Source organism: Hymenobacter caeli (assembly GCF_013294115.1).
Classification (GTDB): domain Bacteria; phylum Bacteroidota; class Bacteroidia; order Cytophagales; family Hymenobacteraceae; genus Hymenobacter; species Hymenobacter caeli.
On record NZ_JABSNP010000029.1, the window covers coordinates 1 to 19,162 of the forward strand.

General features: G+C 67.2%; 13 protein-coding genes. 8 read left to right on the top strand and 5 right to left on the bottom strand.

Going from position 1 to position 19,162, the window contains the following annotated elements:
* The first annotated feature begins 77 nt into the window (after positions 1-77).
* Positions 78-1,151, top strand: a complete 1,074-nt coding sequence (locus tag HNP98_RS20260) for an IS701 family transposase (RefSeq protein ID WP_449552298.1) — start codon at positions 78-80, stop codon at positions 1,149-1,151.
* 122 nt (positions 1,152-1,273) lie between these two features.
* Entirely contained in the window at positions 1,274-4,408 is a 3,135-nt protein-coding gene (locus tag HNP98_RS20265) for an efflux RND transporter permease subunit (protein ID WP_173812010.1), read from the top strand.
* Here HNP98_RS20265 and HNP98_RS20270 read toward each other — a convergent pair.
* Entirely contained in the window at positions 4,397-4,594 is a 198-nt protein-coding gene (locus tag HNP98_RS20270; protein WP_173812011.1) for a GldL-related protein, read from the bottom strand. The genes HNP98_RS20265 and HNP98_RS20270 overlap by 12 nt on opposite strands.
* A gap of 199 nt (positions 4,595-4,793) precedes the next feature.
* Here HNP98_RS20270 and HNP98_RS20275 point away from each other — a divergent pair, with 199 nt between their 5' ends.
* Both HNP98_RS20275 and HNP98_RS20280 read left to right on the top strand, forming a co-directional pair.
* On the top strand, positions 4,794-6,539 hold the full coding sequence (locus HNP98_RS20275) for a sensor histidine kinase (RefSeq protein WP_173812012.1): 1,746 nt from the start codon (positions 4,794-4,796) through the stop codon (positions 6,537-6,539).
* A gap of 220 nt (positions 6,540-6,759) precedes the next feature.
* Positions 6,760-8,025: a cation:proton antiporter gene (locus HNP98_RS20280; protein WP_173812013.1), complete on the top strand. Its 1,266-nt coding sequence runs from the start codon at positions 6,760-6,762 to the stop codon at positions 8,023-8,025.
* Positions 8,026-8,192: 167 nt separating this feature from the next.
* Here the strand turns inward: HNP98_RS20280 and HNP98_RS21635 are convergent, their stop codons facing one another.
* Positions 8,193-9,722: a rhamnogalacturonidase gene (locus HNP98_RS21635; protein WP_217425854.1), complete on the bottom strand. Its 1,530-nt coding sequence runs from the start codon at positions 9,720-9,722 to the stop codon at positions 8,193-8,195.
* A gap of 434 nt (positions 9,723-10,156) precedes the next feature.
* Here HNP98_RS21635 and HNP98_RS20290 point away from each other — a divergent pair, with 434 nt between their 5' ends.
* From HNP98_RS20290 to HNP98_RS20305, 4 genes are all read left to right on the top strand, one after another.
* Complete coding sequence (locus HNP98_RS20290; protein WP_173812014.1) at positions 10,157-10,579, top strand: hypothetical protein; 423 nt, start codon at positions 10,157-10,159, stop codon at positions 10,577-10,579.
* A 21-nt stretch (positions 10,580-10,600) separates the two neighbouring features.
* Positions 10,601-11,989, top strand: a complete 1,389-nt coding sequence (locus HNP98_RS20295) for a DUF389 domain-containing protein (protein WP_217425855.1) — start codon at positions 10,601-10,603, stop codon at positions 11,987-11,989.
* Positions 11,990-12,105: 116 nt separating this feature from the next.
* On the top strand, positions 12,106-12,438 hold the full coding sequence (locus HNP98_RS20300; RefSeq protein ID WP_173812015.1) for a hypothetical protein: 333 nt from the start codon (positions 12,106-12,108) through the stop codon (positions 12,436-12,438).
* A 726-nt stretch (positions 12,439-13,164) separates the two neighbouring features.
* On the top strand, positions 13,165-14,133 hold the full coding sequence (locus tag HNP98_RS20305; RefSeq protein ID WP_173812016.1) for a mechanosensitive ion channel family protein: 969 nt from the start codon (positions 13,165-13,167) through the stop codon (positions 14,131-14,133).
* A gap of 102 nt (positions 14,134-14,235) precedes the next feature.
* Here the strand turns inward: HNP98_RS20305 and HNP98_RS20310 are convergent, their stop codons facing one another.
* The 3 genes from HNP98_RS20310 to HNP98_RS20320 all read right to left on the bottom strand — a co-directional run bounded on the left by HNP98_RS20310 (position 14,236) and on the right by HNP98_RS20320 (position 19,127).
* Complete coding sequence (locus HNP98_RS20310; protein ID WP_173812017.1) at positions 14,236-15,276, bottom strand: YncE family protein; 1,041 nt, start codon at positions 15,274-15,276, stop codon at positions 14,236-14,238.
* A gap of 177 nt (positions 15,277-15,453) precedes the next feature.
* Complete coding sequence (locus HNP98_RS20315) at positions 15,454-16,740, bottom strand: metal-dependent hydrolase family protein (RefSeq protein WP_173812018.1); 1,287 nt, start codon at positions 16,738-16,740, stop codon at positions 15,454-15,456.
* Between the two features lie 176 nt (positions 16,741-16,916).
* A complete protein-coding gene (locus HNP98_RS20320; protein ID WP_173812019.1) occupies positions 16,917-19,127 on the bottom strand; it encodes a penicillin acylase family protein in 2,211 nt (736 codons plus the stop codon).
* Positions 19,128-19,162 lie beyond the last annotated feature (35 nt).

Consider the following 19,162-nt stretch of genomic DNA (forward strand, 5'->3'; position numbering starts at 1 on the left):
CGGCCCGGCAACAGCGGCGCAATCCGCGCCCACTGCGCGTCCGTCAGTAAATAGTCCATGCTCAAACATAACTCCTACTGTTAACACTTCCTAGTTGCACGCTGGACTTGTACACGGATTATTTGCTGAGTTCGACGGGTCCGACGACGGCCACGGGCTTGTCGCGGCTGCTGGAGGGGTCGCTGAGCCATGACCATATCACGCGCTGGTTGAGCAGCACCCCGCTGGGCGCGGCCGAGGTATGGCGGCAGGCCAAAGCGCTGATTCGCCAGGCCGAAGCCCGTCGGCCCGCCGAGGATTTTGCCGTCCTCATCGTAGACGATTCGGTGCTGGAAAAGGCGCATACGGATGCCAACGAACTGATTTGCACCCACTGGGACCACAGCCAGCAGCGCTACGTCAAGGGCCTCAACTTCGTCACCCTGCTCTACCAGGCCGGGGACCTGGCCCTGCCCATCGCCGTCGAGCTGGTGCGCAAAACCGTGTCGGTCTTTCACCCCAAAACGCAGAAAACCAGCTATCAAAGTCCCTTCACCAAGAACGAATACGTGCAACAAATGCTGCGCGTGGCCCAGCAGCAGGTAGCCTACCGCTACCTGCTGGCCGACAGCTGGTACGCCTCGGCCGAGAACATGACCCTGGTGCGGGCCCTGGGCCACCACTTTATTTTTGCCCTGGAAAGCAGCCGCACCGTGGCCCTGAGCGAAGCGGCACGGGCCCAGGGCCAATTTCAGGCCGTGCAGACGCTGGTCTTTCCGGATACGCAGCCCCTGCGCGTCTTTTTGCGGGCGGTCCAAGAGGCCGTGCTCGTCACCAGACAAGTCTTTACAAACCAAGACGGTAGCCAGGGCATCCTGTATCTGGTCAGCAGTGACACCGACCTGGACCAGGCCCGCCTGACCACGATTTACCAAAGACGGTGGAAAGTGGAAGAATACCATAAGTCGCTCAAACAGAATGCTTCCATGGGAAAAGCACCCACCAAAACCCTGGCCACGCAAACCACCCACTTCCTGGCCGCCGTGCTGGCCTACACCAAGCTCGAAGTGCTCAAACTCAAGTGCGGCATCGGGCATTTTCGCCTCAAGGCCCAACTCTACACCGTCGGCCTCAAAGCCATGTATCTGCAACTTCGCCAATTGAGTGCGTAACATCAGTAAATAAGCTGTTAGCCTTTTCAGTTGTGATTTATTCCCTGTAACCGCCTCAGCTTAAAAAAACAGCCGTTAATCGAAAGCTAACCGCCAACAGCTAATAGCCAACAGCTAAAAACATGACTTCCCCTTTCCAAGCCTACAAAGCGCCCATTGCGGTGCTGCTGGTGCTGGCCCTGGCCCTGGGCACGGTGGCCTACCGGCGCATCAACGTGGCCTTGTTCCCGGAGGTCACGTTTCCGAAAGTGAAGGTGATTGCCGAAAACGGCCTGGAGCCCGTGGACCGCATGATGGTGACCGTGACCAAGCCCATGGAGGACGCCATCAAGCGGGTGCCGGGCCTGAAGCTGCTGCGCAGCACCACCAGCCGCGGCAGCTGCGAAATCTCGGCCTTCCTGGACTGGAGCGCCAACGTGGCCACCAGCCAAACCCTGATTGAGTCGCGCCTGAACCAGATTCGGGCCGACCTGCCGCCCACCGTGCAGATTTCCGTTGAGCGCATGAACCCGGCCATCCTGCCGGTGATGGGCTACACGCTGGAGGCCCCGGGGCGCTCGGCCCTGGAGCTGCGCAAGCTGGCCCTGTACACCATTAAGCCGTTTTTGTCGCAGGTCGACGGCGTGTCGTCGGTGCAAATCCAGGGCGGGCGCACCAAAGAGTACCAGGTGCAGCTGCTGCCCGACCAGATGGCCGCCCTCGGCCTGGGGCCCGACGACATCACGAAGGCCCTCACGGCCACCAACTTCGTGCAGAGCAACGGCTACCTCTCCGATTACCGCCGCCTCTACCTGACGGTGACGGACGCCACCATCCTGCAAAAAGAAGACCTCGAAAACATCGTGCTGCGCAACGACGGCCACCGCATCGTGCGCCTCGCCGACGTGGCCACCGTGGGCCTGGGCGAGCAGCAGGAGTACATCCGCATCAACGCCAACGGCAGCGACGCGGTGCTGGTGTCCATCCTGCGCCAGCCCGACGCCAACGTGGTGCTGGTGTCGGACGGCGTGCGGGCCAAGGTGGCCGCCCTGCAAGCGGGCCTGCCCCGCGGCGTGAAAATGGCCCCCTACTACGACCAGGCCGATTTCGTGGCCGAAGTCGTGAAGTCGGTGCAGGACGCGCTCTGGATTGGCCTGGCGCTGGCGCTGGTGGTCACAGCCCTGTTTCTGCGCTCGGTGCGGGCCACGCTCACCATTTTGGGGGCCATTCCGGTGGCGCTGGCCCTCACCGTGGCGGTGCTTTACTTCGGGCTCGGCTACTCGTTCAACATCATGACGCTGGGGGCCATTGCCGCCGCCATCGGGCTGATGATTGACGACGCCGTGGTGATGGTGGAGCAGCTGCACCGCGTGGGCGAGGACCACCCCGGGGCCGCCCCCGGCGAGGTGGTGCGCCGCTCGGTGGGCCACCTGCTGCCCGCGCTGGTGGGCTCGTCGCTGAGCACGATTGTGATATTTCTGCCTTTCGCGCTGCTCGGCGGCGTGGCCGGGGCCTACTTCAAGGTGCTGGCCACCACAATGGTGGTGGCGCTGCTGTGCTCGTTTTTCGTGGCCTGGCTGGGCCTGCCGGTGATTTATTTGCTGCTGTCTGGGAAAGCTGCTAGCTCCAAGCTGTTAGCTGTTAGCTCATCGCCAGATGAAGCCGACAGCGCCAATAAGAACAAAGCTAACAGCCAGCAGCTAACAGCTAGCAGCTCAAAAACCCACCACCACGAAATCCCCTGGGTGCGCTCCGTCATCCGGCACCCGGCCTATTCCATCATCGGCATCGTGGTTCTCATCGGCAGCATGGTTTTAATCATCCCGCGCCTGGCCACCGGCTTTTTGCCCGACATGGACGAGGGGGCCATCGTGCTCGACTACAACTCGCCGCCCGGCACCAGCATCGAGGAAACCGACCGGATGCTGCGCCAGGCCGAAAAGCTCATCGTGAAGGTGCCCGAGGTGGCCAGCTACTCGCGCCGCACCGGCACCCAAATGGGCTTTTTCATCACCGAGCCCAACCGCGGCGACTACCTCATCCGCCTCAAAACCAGCCGCCAGCGCAGCACCGAGGAAGTCATTGCCGACCTGCGCCAGCGCATCGAAGCCACCCAGCCGGCCCTCACCATCGACTTCGGCCAGGTGATTGGCGACATGCTGGGCGACTTGATGAGCACCGTGCAGCCCATTGAAATCAAAGTATTTGGGCCCGACGCGCCCAAGCGCTACGCCCTGGCGGGCCGGGTGGCCGACGAGGTGCGGAAAGTGGCCGGCACGGCCGACGTGTTCGACGGCATCGTGCGCATGGGGCCCGCCGTGGACGTGCGCCCCGACCCGCGCCGCCTGGCCCAGTTCGGCCTCACCGCCACCGACTTCCAGACCCAGCTGCAAACCCAGCTGGCCGGCACCACGGCCGGCAGCGTGCTGGAGGGCGAGCAGCTGCTCAACATCCGGCTGCGCTACCCCAACGCCGCCCGGGCCACCCTGGCCCAGATGCGCACCGAGCCCATTTTCCTGCCCAACGGCCAGCGCCGCCGCCTCGACGAGCTGGCCACGGTGGGCGTGACGGCCGGCGACGCCGAGCTGGAGCGCGAAAACCTGCAAGCCATGACCGCCGTCACGGCCCGCCTCGACGGCCGCGACCTGGGCGGGGCCATGCGCGAAATCCGCCAAAAGCTGGAAAAAAGCGTGCCCCTGCCGCCCGGCTACTTCATCCAGTACGGCGGTTCCTACGCCGAGCAGCAGCAGTCGTTTCAGGAGCTGCTCACGATTCTGGGCACGGCCTGCCTGCTGGTGTTCGCGGTGGGCCTGTTCCTGTTCCGGGACCTGAAAGCCGCCGGGCTGATACTGCTGGTGGCCATCCTGGGGCCCGCCGGAGGCAGCCTGGCCCTGTTTCTGACCCATACGCCGCTGAACGTGGGCTCCTACACCGGCCTCATCATGGTGGTGGGCATCATCGGCGAAAACGCCATTTTCACCTTCCAGCAGTTTTTCGAGATTCTCGCCGAGGGCCAGCCCGTGGAGGCGGCCATCGGCTACGCCATCGCCGCCCGCCTGCGTCCCAAGCTGATGACGGCCCTCTCGGCCATCGCGGCGCTGCTGCCGCTGGCGCTGGGCATCGGGGCCGGGGCCCAGCTGCACCAGCCGCTGGCCATCGCCGTCATCGGGGGCCTATTGCTGGCCCTGCCCCTGCTGCTGGTGGTGCTGCCCAGCCTGCTGAGGTTGGCGTATGGCGGGGGGAAGCAGCCGACGGTAGCGACCGGGCTAGCTGTTTAGAAACTCCCGAACCCGGGGGTGGCGCAGCAGCTTGTAGAGGAAGAGCAGTCCCCCGACGATTTTAAACGTCAGCCCGGCTACTAACAGCAAGTCGGCCCCGGCCCAGTGCATCACTTTGAATAGGGCCCCCACGAAGTCGAAACCCAGGCCGAGCGCAAATAAAACGAGGGAGTATTTAGCTTTCATGGGGACGGGCTGCGCATCTTACAGTGCAATAATACAGCGGCTTTGGGGCCGAAATGTGAGATGGGTAGCTAATTTTGGCCCGGTCCCCAGCGGCCCGGGCCGGGCAGCTACCCGTCAACAATTAACGTACAAGCCGGCGGCTACGGCCCGGCTTGGCGCGGAAGCGGGCGCACGGGCCCGGGCCCGGCCACTATTACCGATGAACCTTAAAACCAAGATTACTGCCGGCTTCCTGGCCCTGCTGCTGCTGCTGCTGGGCATGGGGGCCTACGCCTACTACTCGCTGCAACGGCTGGAAACCAGCTCCCGCGACGCGCTAACGGCCAATTTCTACTCCGTGGAGCTGGGCCAGCAGATGCTGCAAGCCCTCGACCGGCTGGAAACCCAACCCGCCGACGCGGCCGGCCTCGCCCACTTCCGGCGGGCCCTGGCCCAGGAGGCCCGCAACGTGTCGGAGCCCGGCGAGCAGCAGCTGGTGGACAGCCTCACGGCCGCCAGTGCCGCTTTTGGCCGCCAGCAGGGCCCGCCCCCGTTCGGCCAGCTGCGGGCCCAGACCCACCGCATGATTCGCCTGAACACGGCGGCCCTGACCGCTAAAAACGTGCGGGCCAGCCGAACCGCCCTGCAGGCCCGGCGCTACCTGCTGGCCTTCACGGTCCTCGCGGCCCTCGTCGCCCTCATGTTCGTGCTCAGCGTGCCCGAGTCGGCCGTGGGGCCGCTGCACCGGCTCATGCAGGGCCTGGCCCACGCCACCGACGAGAACTACAGCGCCCCCATTTTCATTGAGAACGACGACGAGTTCGGGCGCGTGGGCCGGGCCTTCAACCGCATGCTGGTGCAGCTCAACGACTACCGCAACGCCACCACGGCCGACTTCCGCGCCGAGCGCAACCGGGCCCACAGCATCGTCAACGGCCTCGACGAAGGCCTGGTGCTGCTCGACGGCCAGCGCCGCATCATCCTGGCCAACCCCGTGGCCTGCGACCTGCTGGGCCTGCCCGCCGAGGCCTTGCTCGACCACTCCGCCGCCGAGGTGGCCGTCGAAAGCCCCCTGTTCCAGGCCATGCTGGCCCCGCTCGATGGGGCCCGCGCCGACGCAAATGAGGCCCGCTCCGGGGGCCCGGTGCTCACCATCCCCCGCAATGGCGAGGATACTTTTTACCGCCTGGCCGTGCAGGAGCTGGAGGCATTTAACGAAACCACCAAGCAGACGGAATCCGTGGGCCAAATCCTGACCCTGCGCAACGTGTCGGACTTCCAGAAGCTGGACCAGGAGAAGTCGAACTTCCTGCTCACGGTGGCCCACGAGCTGAAAACGCCCCTGGCCGACATCAACGCCCGCCTGCTGGCCCTGCGCCCCGACGAGGTGGCCGCCCCCGAGCGCCAGCGCGTGGCCGACGGCATCGCCCACCACACCCAGCGCCTGCTGCGCCTGGCCGACGAGCTGACCGACGTGGCCCGCCTCAACGCCGGGACCGGGGTGCAGTTCGAGGCACAGTCCACGCCGGTGCCGGCCGTGGTGGGCTTCGCCACGGCCACCGTGCAGGCCCAGCTCGACCAGCACGGCCTGACCGTGCGGGCCGACCTGCCCGCCGACCTGCCCCCGGTGCGGGCCGACGTGGAAAAAACCACCTGGGTGCTCGTGAACCTGCTGGCCAACGCCATTCGCTACTCGCCGCCGGGCGAAACCATCGTGGTGCGGGCCGTGCGCGACGGCGACTTCGTGCGGCTGTCCGTGCGCGACCGGGGCCGCGGCATCGCCCCCGAGTACCACGAGCGCATCTTCCAACGCTTCGCCCAGCTGCCCGACGCGGGCCACGCCGGCGGGGCGGGCCTGGGCCTGAGCATCGCCCGCGAATTCGTGACCACCCAGGGCGGCCGGCTGTGGGTGGAAAGCGCCCCGGGCGCGGGCAGCGAGTTCTGCTTCACGCTGCCGGTGGGTTAGATAACGAGCTATTAGCTATTAGCTATTAGCCGTTAGCTTTTTTAAGGTTCGCTGGCGGAGCCTGTATCACCAAGCTGTGCTTGGTTTTGCCCCAGGGCCCGCGGGGCAGCTTACACGAGGCCAGGCACAGCTTGGGCGTACAGGCTCCGCCACATATTGCTGTCATTTACCCAAAAAAGCTAACAGCCAACAGCTAAAAGCTAACAGCTAAAGAAAAGACATGGAATTATATTCTCAGTTTTCGCTGGTGGTGGTGGTGGTGGCCTTGTTTGCCTATATCAACCACCGGTATCTGCGCCTGCCGGCCACCATCGGGCTCATGGCGCTCACGCTGCTCTCGTCGCTGGTGCTGGTGGGGCTGGGGCGGCTGGGGGTGCCGGCGGTGCTGCGGGTGGTGGAGGTGGTGCGGGCCCTCGATTTCCACACCGTGCTGATGCAGTACATGCTCAGCTTTTTGCTCTTCGCCGGGGCCATGCAGCTCGATACCCGCAGCCTGAGCCTGCAACGGGTGCCGGTGCTGCTGCTGGCCACGGTGGGCACGCTCATCTCGACCGTGATGGTGGCCTGCGGCCTGTACCTGGTGCTGCCGCTGTTCGGGCTGCCGCTCGATTTCATCTACTGCCTGCTGTTCGGCGGCCTCATCTCGCCCACCGACCCCGTGGCCGTGCTGGGCATCCTCACCAAAGTGGATCTGCCCCGGGCCCTGGAAACCAACATCGTGGGCGAGTCCCTCTTCAACGACGGGGTGGGCGTGGTGGTGTTCGCCACGGTGCTGGCCGTGGCCGTGCCCGGCGGGGCCGAAACCGTGGGCCCCGGCCGGGTGCTGGGCCTGCTGCTGCAAGAGGGCGTGGGCGGCCTGGCGCTGGGGGCCGGGCTGGGCTACGCCGTGTACCTGCTGCTGCGCGGCGTGGACAACTACGTGGTGGAGGTGCTGCTCACGCTGGCCCTGGTGATGGGCGGCTCGGCCCTGGCGGCGGCGCTCGACACCTCCGGGCCCCTGGCGATGGTGGTGGCCGGCCTCGTGGCCGGGGGCCAGCAGAGCCGGCGTTCCATGTCGGACACGAGCGAGGACTACGTGGACAAGTTCTGGGAGCTGATTGACGGGGTGCTCAACGCGCTGCTCTTCGCCCTGATGGGCCTGGAAATGCTGGTGCTCAACATCAAGGGGATATACATCGCGGCGGGGCTGGCCACGGTGGCGCTGGTGCTGCTGGCCCGGCTCGTGTCGGTGAGCATCCCGCTCAGCTTTCTGCGCACGCGCCGCGAGTTCACCGACTTCAACCTGGCCGTGCTCACCTGGGGCGGGCTGCGCGGGGGCATCTCGGTGGCCCTGGCCCTGAGCCTGCCGCCCTCCATGCCGCGCGAGCTGCTGCTGGGCATCACCTACGTGGTGGTGGTGTGCTCCATCCTGGGGCAGGGCCTCACCATCGGGCCCCTGGCGGCCCGCCTCCAGCGCCGGCACGAGCGGGCCGTGGCCGCCGGCTGACGCTGGTGGCATGGGGCAGGGCCTTGAATGGTCGTTGTCGCCGGAACCTCACCCCCGGCCCCTCTCCTGCGGAGAGGGGTGCCAGTACCTGACGTTATCAAATCGTTGAACGCACCCCTCTCTTTTGGAGAGGGGCCGGGGGTGAGGTTCCGGCGACAACAAACAACTCACTTCGCCCCCGCCACCAGCCCCGGGGCGTTCTGCACCCGCAGCGTTTTGACGCCGGCCAGCCGGGCGGCCTCAGGGCCCGTGGCGGCGGGCGCGCGGAAATGGTCGATGTCCAGCTCGTCCACATCCTCGGCCACGATGGACGGGCGGCCGTCGGGCCGCCGCAGCTCGAAGGCGATGTTGAGCAGCTCCAGGTCGCGCACGTGGCGGGCGTAGAGGCCGTAGGCCGGGGTGGGGCCCAGCAGGTGCGGCTCGGGGTACTGCGTTTCGAGGGAGGCCAGCTCCGGAAACGGCCGCTGGGCCTGCGCCGCCGCGCCCCCGCCGGTGTACACCACGCGGATATTGGCCAGCCGGATGCCCTCCAGCGGGTGGCCCGGCACGCCCGTGAGCTGGATGCCGCTGAGCGAGTCGCGCATGGTGGCCACCACATTGGCGATGGACACGTTGCGCACCGCGCCCGTGGGGGTGCCGGCCGGGCCCCGGTTGCGGCTGCCCAGGGCAATGTAAATCGGGTAGTGCGACACGTTGCGCATGGTCAGGTTCGAGACGCTGATGTTTTCCAGCGTGCCGCCGTCCACTTCCTCCAGGGCCAGGCCGTTGCAGCTGTCGAAGGTGCAGTTGCTCACCACGCAGTTGCGGAAGCCGCCGTTCGACTCGGTGCCGAACTTGATGCGGCCGCTCGACCAGCCCACTTTCGCCGGGATGCGGCGGCCGTCGAGCAGCGTGCCTTCCTCGAAGCCCGACACGGCGCAGTTGGTAATCAGCAGGTTTTCGGTGAGCTGGGGCCGGCCCAGGGCGTAGGAGCTTTTCGGGCAGATGGCGTCGTCGTGGGGCGAGTTCACGCGGCAGTTGCTCACCATCGTGTTCGTGCAGCAATCCAGGTCGATGCCGTCGCGGTTGGTGTCGATGGTGAGGTTGTCGAGCGTCACCAGGTCGCAGCCGGTGAGCAGCACGGCGAAGTGGCCGCCGCGGGTCATGGTCACGTCCCGAATCAGCACGTTGCGGCACCGCTTCAGGGCCAGGGCCTTGTCGCCCAGGCCAATGGAGCCGCCGGTGGGGTTGCCCAGGTGCTCTTTATCAAGCATGGTGAGGCCCCCGCCGTCGATGCGGCCCCGCCCGGTGATGGACACGTTAACAAGGTTTTCGCCCCAAAGCAGGCTGTTGTGGAAGTACGTGTGGCCGCCGTCCTGGTAGGCCGTGCCCGCAAACGCCTCGGCCGGGTCGTAAGCGTGCAGCGCCTGAGGGGCCCCCAGAATAGTAGCCCCGGCCCCAACATCAAGCTGAATATTGCTTTGCAGGCGGATGCTGCCGCACAGGTAGGTACCGGCCGGCAGCTGCAACGTGCCCCCGCCGGCCCGGGCCGCCGCCGCAATGGCCCGGTTGATGGCGGGGCTGTCCAGGGCTTTGCCGTCGCCCCGGGCCCCGAACGCCCGCACGTTGTACACCGCCGGCCGCGGGGCGGTGGTCGTTTGGGCCCACCCGGCGAGGGCGGGCCACAGGCCAAGGGCCAGCAAAAAGAGGTGCTTCATGGCATGCGGGACCGGGCGGTTCAGCTCCCGTCTGCGCGGGCCGACGGGCCGCAAAAGAACGAAGTATTGCCTTAGAAAGGGCCCGTCGCGGCCCTGCCCGGCCCGCTCCCGGATGCTGCCTCCCGGCCGCGGGCCCATTGTGGGGCCTGTTGCTGGCAGCGCAACGGGCCCGCGGCCAGGGCAGCGGCAGGCCGCACCAGCGCTTGCGTCCCTTGATTTTTTTGACAACCCGAATGTTGCGCGGGGCATTTCGTTGGCCTTGGCTGGGCCTGCCCCCCAGCCTGCCCCCCAAGGTTTTCGTACCGATGGCGTTTGCCGTGGCGCTGTTTTCGGCCGTTATTCAGGGGCTTACGTTGAAGCAACTGCCGGGCGGGCCACTCGCCTACCCGTTTGACCGGGCAAATTGCCCCGCGTTGCTTCCCCGATTGCTTCCCATGCGCCCCGCCCACCGTTATTTCTCCAACGCCGTTGGTTCGGTCGATTACGTGCCCGACGACGGCTACCTGCGCCTGCGCTGGTCGGGGGAACCCATGACCGGGCCGGAGTTTCGGGCGCTCTACGTCCACGCGCACAACCTGCTGCGCCGCTACCCGCGGCGTGGCATCCTGGCCGGCCACCGCGCCGTGCCCGCTGCGCCGGCAGCCGTTGACCGCGACTGGCTGCTCGCTACCTGGCGGCCGGCCGTCATCGAAGACACCCACCTGGGGCACTACGCCGCGGTGCCCGCTTTGGCGCCCGCGCACCGCCTGCACACGCCCGCCGTGGCCGAGCAGCTGCGGCGGGCCGTTGCCACGGCTTTTTTTGAGGAGACGCGGCCCGCCGCCGAGTGGCTGCGGGCCGAGCCGGCGGCTACCTAAGTCCGTACTATCCATTACCCTATGCTGGCCACTTTCTGGCGCTTCCTGCGTACCCGCTTCCTGCTTACCGACGACATGGCCGACCCGGCCGAAATCCGGGCCGACGTCGAGGCCGGCATTCCTTTTCAGGGCACCAACTTGTGGGTCTTGATTTTTGCCATCCTGGTGGCTTCGGTGGGGCTGAACGTGAACTCCACGGCCGTCATCATCGGGGCCATGCTCATCTCGCCGCTCATGGGGCCCATCGTGGGCATCGGCTACGGAGCGGCCACGATGGAGCTGGGCCTCATCCGGCGCGGGGCCAAAAGCCTGCTCACCGCCACCGTGATTAGCCTGGCCGTGTCGGCGATTTATTTCCGCCTCACGCCCCTGACCGATGCGGGCTCCGAGCTGCTGGCCCGTACCCAGCCCACGACCTGGGACGTGCTCATTGCCCTCTTCGGCGGGGCGGCCGGGGCCGTGGGCCTCACCCGCCGCGAGCACGGCAACGTCATTCCCGGCGTGGCCATTGCCACGGCCCTCATGCCGCCGCTGTGCACGGCCGGCTACGGGCTGGCCACCGCGCACTGGGCCTATTTTGGCGGGGCGCTGTATTTATTTTCGATTAACTGCGTGTTCATCAGCGTTTCCACGTTCTTGGTAATTCAAGTTCTGCCCCTGCCGCACCACGATTTCGAATCGTCGCAGCGCGCCCGGCGCGTCAAAACCATCGTCTGGACGCTGGCCTTTATCACGGCCGCGCCGAGCGTGTACCTGGCCACCGGCATCGTGCGCAACGATGCCTTTACCCACAACGCCCAGCGCTTCGTGGACGAGCAGCTGAACCTGCCCGGTACTTACGTCGTCACCAGCCGCCTCGCGGCCGGGCCGCGCACCCTCAACGTGCTGCTGGCCGGCCAGCGCCTCGCCCCGGCCCAGCTGCGGGCCGCCCGCGCCAAGCTGCCGAAATACCGCCTGGCCGGGGCCCTGCTCACCGTGCGCCAGGGCTTGGCCCGCGTGGACTCGGCCGACGCCCGGGCCCTGCGCGCCAGCGTGCTCGCCGACGTGCGCAGCCGCCAGCAGCAAACGCTGGTGAGCTACGAGGGCCGCCTGGTGGAGCTCCAGCAGCGGGTGGCCCACGCCGACAGCATTGCCGCACCGGGCCTGCCCCCGGCCGCCGCGCTGCTGCGCGAGGTGCGGGCCGAGCACCCCGCCGTGCGCCAGCTCGGCCTAAGCCGCCTGGTGCAGCCCGCCGCCGACTCACTACGCGCCGATACCGCGGTGGTGGTGGCCTTGCGCGTGCGCCAGGCCCTGCCCGCCGCCGAGCAGCAGCGCCTGGCCGCCTGGCTGCGCGTGCGGGCCGGTGGCCGGCAGCCCGTGCAGTTGCTCGTCACGTCCGATGCCCCGGCGGCCCGCCCAGCAAAACGGTGAGGCGTGGCCCCCGCTACCGGTTTAAGATTAGTAGTTTTTAGCAACTGTAAGTTGTATTTCCCGTTGAGCTTGTTGTGCTTAATTCAGTATTAATTTTTTAATTCACGCCTTCCGCCATGAACACTTTCCCTTCCCTTGCCCGTTTTACCGTTGTTGGACTGGCGCTGAGCGGCTGCTCGCTGGGCCATTCTGCCGGCGACGACCTGACATCCAGTAACCCCGCCGTGGCCGCCCAAGCCCAAAAAGTGGTTGACCTCCAGCAGCAGGTCGATGCGCAGAAAAAGGCATTCGACGACCAGAAAAAAGTGGTGAAAAACCGGGAGAAAGCCGTAGACAACCAGCAAGACCAGGCCGACGTCGAGAAGAAGAAGCTCGACGCGCTAAAGCAGCAGCTCGACGGGGCCAAACAAAACTTGAAGGGCGTAAAAACCCAGGCGAAAACGCAGTAGCTGCCGGCGCCGCGCCGGTTTTTGCCCGAACGTGGCGCGGCCCTGGGCCTCACCCCAGCCAAAACTAAAAAGCCGTCGTGCCGAGCGCAGGAACAGGCCCCACGGTCGCAGCCGCAAGTGGTACCGGGTGAAGGCGGTCGTTGCTTGCGGTAGCCTTCACCTTCGCCCTGCGTGTGCTAGCCGGCGTAGCGAAAATTAGCTTCCCCGTTCCAGTCGTGGTAGCCACGCCGGTGGCGGGCCGAGCTATTAATGAGTGTGCTAATAACCAGTAGATTAGCACCTTCGATCTACTATGTTCTTGTAGCGAAGCGCTTCGTTGGCGTTGGGGCCGCCCGCAGGCGAGGGGCCCGGTAGCGAATGCTGTTGGCGGGCGGGGACGCGGAGCAGGGAGATTGGGCCGCGGCGGGCATGCCCAGGGCCAACGGCCCGAGGGTAAAGCGTTTTCGCATGCACAACGCAGAGAAGCAGCGGGCGCGAAAGCGGCCGCCGGGACGAGCGCGGGGTACGGCTGGCCAATCCGGACCGGCCGGACCGGCGAAGAAGCTTCGCTGCAATCAGCAAGAAAAGTAGAACCTTTTGGCCACGTATCGGCTAAAAGGCTCGGGGGGCAGCCATTCCGCTTAAAACGGGCTGTTTTTCAACCCATTGCTTGTTACCTGGTCCGGGCAAGCAAGCTGGCGTTGATTCCGGCCGCTCCCCTACCTCCGAACCTCATTTCCCGACCGCATGGATTTCTCAATTGCCTGGCAGAAAATCAACCAGATGGGCCGCGATTTTATGGCCCTGCTGCCCAACCTGCTGTTCGGCCTGGTGGTGTTCGTCGTGTTCATTTTCGTGGCCCGGGGCGTGCAGTCGCTGGTGGAGCGGCTGCTGGAAAACCGGGAGCAGAGCGTGAGCCTGAAGCTGCTGCTGAGCCGGCTCTCTTACGTGGCGGCGCTGATCCTGGGCGTGCTAATTACGGTCACCATCATCGTGCCCGGCTTCACGCCCGCCAGCCTGCTCAGCGCCCTGGGCGTGGGCGGCGTGGCCATCGGCTTTGCCTTCAAGGACATCTTTCAGAACTTCCTGGCCGGGGTGCTGCTGCTGCTCACCGAACCCTTCAAAATCAACGACCAGATTGCCTACAAGGACTTTGAGGGCACCGTCGAAACGATTCAGACGCGGGCCACGACCATCAAAACCTACGACGGCCGGCGGGTGGTCATCCCCAACGCCGAACTGTTCATCAACGCCGTGACGGTGAACACGGCCTACGACATGCGCCGCCTGCAATACGACGTCGGCATCGGCTACGGCGACGACATCGGCAAGGCCCGCCAGCTCATCATCGAGGCCATGCGCGGGGTGGACGGCGTGCTGACCGACCCCGCGCCCGAAGCCCTGGTGGTGGACTTGGCCGGCAGCAGCGTCAACGTCCGCGCCCGCTGGTGGATAAACCCGCCGCGCCGCGCCGACGTAATGGCTGCCCAGGACCGGGTGCTGGAGGCCATCAAAAACACGCTCACCGCCCACGGCATCGACCTGCCGTTTCCCACCCAGCAAATCCTGTATCACGACCAGACCGAGGCCACCGACGGCAACCGCAAAAGCCAGCGCGAAGGCTGGCCCGCCGGTGAGGGCGAGGTGCCTCAGCCGCGGGCCGAAGCGCAGCGGGAGCAGCCCGCTGCCGCCGAAACCGCCGCGCCGCCGAGGTAGGAACAGGGGCCGGAGTGCCGCCAAAAACCGCTCTGAATTCAACTAAAACGCCCCGTTCCGGTACTGCCGGAGCGGGGCGTTTCGCTATTTCAAGCAGGCCGTTTACTCCACTACTACCACCCGAAACGAGTTGGGCAAGATGCTCTGCCGGGGGCGGGGCTCCGCGGCCGTGGGGGCCGGGGCGGGGCCGTAGTCGGCCGTGGGCAGGTAGATGCGGTGGGTGGCTTCGTCGAGGGCGCTGGTGCGGGCCCCGCGGGCGGTGGCCAGCGTCTGGGCCACGCGGAAGCTGGTGGGGCTGTCTTCCTTCACCACCGTAATCGTGCCGCTGCCGTTGGAGCTGACGGCCACCTGCCGGCCGTCGTCGAACACCGCGCCGTCGACGCCGCTGCCGATGGGCAGCGTGGCCACCACCTGGCCGTTGTCGGCGTCGAGCACCACCATTTTTTCGTTGTGGCACGCGCTGAACAAGCGGCGGTGCGCCCGGTCGATGGCCAGGCCGGTGGGGCCTTCGCCGGTGACCAGGGGCCAGCGGTGCTTCTCCTTCAGGGTTTTGGCGTCGAAGGCCACGATTTCGTTCTTGTCTTCGAGGTTGACGAAGATGGTGCCCTTGCCGTCGCTCACAGCCGCTTCGGGGGCCCCGCCCAGCTCGGCGGTGCCGGCCGCGGCGCCGGTGCCCGCGTCGAGCACGGTGGCCGTGGTGCCGTCGTTGTTGAAGGCAAACACGCGGTTGGAGAAGGCGTCGTAGAGCACCGCGTCGGGCTTGGCCCCGGTGGGCACGGAGCCCGTCACGGCCAGGGTTTTGGGGTCGAACACCAGCACCGAGTTGGTGCGGCCGCAGGTGATGAAGCCGTGGGCCGGGGCCACGGCGATGCCGTGCACGCCCTGGGTGTTGGGGATGGTGCCCACCTTGTGCCCGTCCTTCAGGTCGAGCACGTCCACCTGCGCGCCGTGCGAGGCGAACACGCGCCCGCCGGCGTGGTCCACGTAGATGTAGTCCCAGCCGCCTTCGCCGCCCACCGCCCAGGTGGTGGCCACGCGGTAGTCGGGCGCGGGGGTGGCCTTGGCGGCGGTTTGGGCCTGGGCCATTTGGGCCTGGGCCACGCAGGAGGCCCCCAGCAGCAGGGGCAGCAGCAAACGGTTCATAGGAAAACGGAAAAGGTGAAGGAGTAGCAGGCCAGCAGGGCCGCCGCGCCTGCGTTTGCAAACGCAAAAGTGCCGTGCAATTCTGTCAAAAATCTATCTTAATCATTTGGTAATACCGGCGGGCCGCCGGCAGCAGAGCCGGTGGCAACCCTTCGGCGGCGGGTGGCGGGCCCGCCCCTACGGCAGCCGGTAGAGCACGCCGCCTTTCATCACCAGCCGCACTTGGCGTAGGGCCTCCACGTGCTGGGTGGGGTCGCCGGCCACGGCCACGAGGTCGGCGAGCAGGCCAGGGGCCACGCGGCCGCGGTCGGCGAGGTGGAACACCCGGGCGTTGCCGGCGGTGGCGGCCCGCAGCACTTGCAGCGGGGCCAGGCCGTAGTCCTGCACCAGCAGCTCCAGCTCCAGGGCGTTGTCGCCGTGCGGGAACACGCCCACGTCGCCGCCCATCACCAGCGTGACGCCGGCTTGCACGGCCGCCTGCACGGCGCGGTGCTTGGCCAGCACCCGCTCGGGCACGGGGCCCTGCGCTTTGTTCCAGCCGCGGTAGCGCGAAATGGCGTCGGTGGCGGCCACGGTGGGGCACAGGGCCACGCCGCGCTGCTTCATCAGGCGGAACACCTCGGGCGTGCCGCCGTCGCCGTGCTCGATGGTTTCGACGCCGGCCAGCACGGCGCGGCGCATGCCCTCGGCGGTGCTGGCGTGGGCCACCACGCCCCGGCCCGTGGAGCGGGCGGTTTGCACAATCAGCGTCAATTCTTCCTGCGAAAACGTGGGCGCGGCGGTGCCGCCGGGGCCCCAGCGGTAGTCGGCGTACACCTTCACCACGTCGGCCCCGTGGCCAATCTGCTCGCGCACCGCCCGGATGATGCCGTCCACGCCGTCGGCCTCCTGGGCCCCCTGGGGCAGGTCGTCCACGGCGGCCAGGCGGGGGCCGTAGCTGCCGGTGGCCACCAGGGCCCGGGTGGCCACCAGCAGCCGCGGCCCGGGCACGATGCCCTCGTCAATGGCCTGCTTGAGGCCCACGTCGGCGTAGCCCGCGCCCTCCGTGCCCAGGTCGCGGGCGGTGGTGAAGCCGGCCAGCAGCGTGCGCTGGGCGGCCACGGTAGCGCGGGCCACGCGCAGGGCCAGGGGCTCCTTCAGCACCTGGTCGTCCCAAGGGGTTTCGTTGTAGGGATGCAGCAGCAGGTGCGAGTGCCCCTCGATGAGGCCGGGCAGCAGCGTGAGGCCGGGCAGCTCCAGGGTGCGTGCGCCGGCGGGCGCGGCGAGCTGCGCGGCGGGCCCGGCGGCCGTGATTTTGCCGTTCTCCACCAGCACGGCCCAGCCCGGGTGCAGGTCCTGCCCATCGAACACGGCGGCGGGCCGCAGCAGCGTGGCGGCGGGCACGGGCGGCGCGGGGGCCTGGGCGCGGGCCGCCTGGGGCAGCACGGCCAGCAGACAGTAGCACAGCAGCTTCGAGAGCTTCATGGGAGCAAGGTTAGGATTGCACAAGCGCGTGGTGGAATTAGGCGGGGCGGGCTGCCGGCTTTTTCGCCGGCTGCCCGCTAATCGTTGAATCATTTGGGGGCCCTGGGGGCCCTGGCGATTACCGGGCAGCCGGCGAAAAAGCCGGCAGCCCGGGCCAGCTGGGAAGCCGCAGCGCGCTACTCGCCGGGGTGATACTGCCGCGCCACGTGCTGGGCCACGTCCTCCGGGTAAAACCACACGTCCTTGAACTTGCCTTGGGTGTAGAGGGGGGCCTGGTCGGTGAAGTGGGGAGCGTCGGGGCAGCTGTCCTGGCCGCCGGTGACGACCGAGCGGGCCACCACCCGGGGCCCGAACTCGACCACCGCCACGAAGCTGTTGCCCACGTAGCCGTAGCGCTTTTTGGTATTTGGAGCCGGCCGGGCCCCAAACGCCGCCAGCGAGCCCCAGGCCGACGAGGTGAAGGCCACCGGCAGGCTGGGCTGCGCGTCGTCGTAGGTTTCGTCGATTTTGCCGGTCAGGCGCTGGTAGCGGTTCACCTCGCCCCAGGCCACGTCCCAGCGGCCGAAGTCGCGGGTGAGCCCGGCCAGGGTTTCGCCCAGGGCCGCTACTTTTTCCTCGGGCGTGACGTGGTCGACGACGAACCGGGTGAAGGCGATGTAATCCAGCGTTTGGCCGGCCGGCACGCGGGGGCGGGCCAGCCGCTGCATCCGCTCGGCCCAGTAGATGGCCACCGTTTGGGCCACCGAGGTGGCGCTGTAGTTCAGGTTCCAGGCGCGGAGCACGGGCAGGGCGGCGGCCACGTCGGCGGGCAGCGGCGTGTCGCTGGCCGCGTCCACCAGCAGCTGGCAGTCGCGCAGGGCGGCGGGCAGCAGCTGCTCGAAGCCGGCCAGGTGCGGGTCGTCGGCCGCGGCGATGAGCGTGTCGAGCGTGAAGGACTTGCGCCGGCTCAGCACCCGCACGGCGTTTACGCCGCGGTAGTTTTCGGCGTCGGGGGCCATGTAAGCGGGGTACTTGGCCTGGTCGGGGCTGCTGCCGGGGCCCGATACGGTGAAGGGCGTCGAGTTGCAGTTCTGAATGAAGCCGCTGGCGGGGTTGCGCACCTGCACGAGGTCTTCCACCGGGTGCAGGCCCTGCCACTCGGTGGCCCGGGTGCTGCCGTCCACGGGCTGGCTCCAGTCGGGGCCGGCGGGGCGGCGGGGCATGAAGTTGCCGTGCCAGTAGGCAATGGTGCCCTGCGCATCGGCAAACACCGTGTTGTTCGAAGCGTTGCCGTTCAGCCGCATCACTTCCTTGAAGCTGGCGTAGCCGGTGGCCTTGGTGCGCAGGTACGACTGCTCCAGGGCCGCCAGCGGGGCGTCCATCATCTTCACCGTCACCCACTTGGTACCCTGCTGGCCCACCACGGGGCCGTGGGGTGTGTAGTAGGTCGTGAACTTGCGGCGCAGCAGCTGCCCGTCTTTCAAATAAGCCAGCACGACCGAGCCGGTGCGCACGGGCAGCGTTTTGCCGTCGTACTGATAATAGTATTTGCCGTCCTTTTCCGTCACCGTTTCCAGGTACTCGTCCATCGAATCGGCCTGGCTGGAGGTGTGCATCCAGCCGCACTTGACGTTGAAGCCCTGGTAGATGAAGAACTGCCCCCACGTCACGGCCCCGTAGGCGTTGAGGCCGGCGGCGCTGGTCATCTGCACTTCCGAGCGGAAGTAGAACGAGGTATGCGGGTTAATCAGCAGCAGGGCGTGGCCCGAGGCGCTGCGGGCCGGCGCGATGGCAAACCCGTTCGAGCCCACCGAGCTGCCGTCGAACCCGTCGGCGGCGGCCGGGGGCCGCTGCCAGGAAGTCGGCTTCTGCTGCCCGTAAAACGCCTTTATGCGGTCGGCCGGCACCACGCTCACGTTGCCCCCGATGCTGCCCTCGCTGAAGAGCAGCGGCATCCAGGGCTGGAAACGGCGGATGCGGCGCGGGTGCACGGCCGGGTGGGTGGCCAGGTAGTAGTTGGTACCGGCGGCGAAGGCGTTCAGCAGGCTCTTCATCCACGCCGGGCTGCGGCCGTACACGGCCAGGGCCCGCGTGCTGTCCATGAACAGCCGGGCCCGCAGGTCCTCGTAGAGCGACGCCTCGCCGTCCACCTCGGCCCGGCGGCCCAGGGCGGTGAGGTAGTTGTCCTCCACCCGCGCAAAATCATCTTCGCACTGCGTGTAGAGCACCCCAAACACCGCGTCGGCGTCGGTTTTGCCATTGATGTGGGGCACGCCCCAGGTGTCGCGCGTCACGGCTACCCGCCGGGCCTGCTGCTGCCAGCGGGCCACTTCGGCCGGCGTGAAGGCCTGGGCGCGGGCGTGGGCGAAGGGCCCCAGGGCCAGCAGGAGAATAAAGATTTTGCGCATACGTGCTGGTTAATAAATTAGCTTTTCCCTAATCA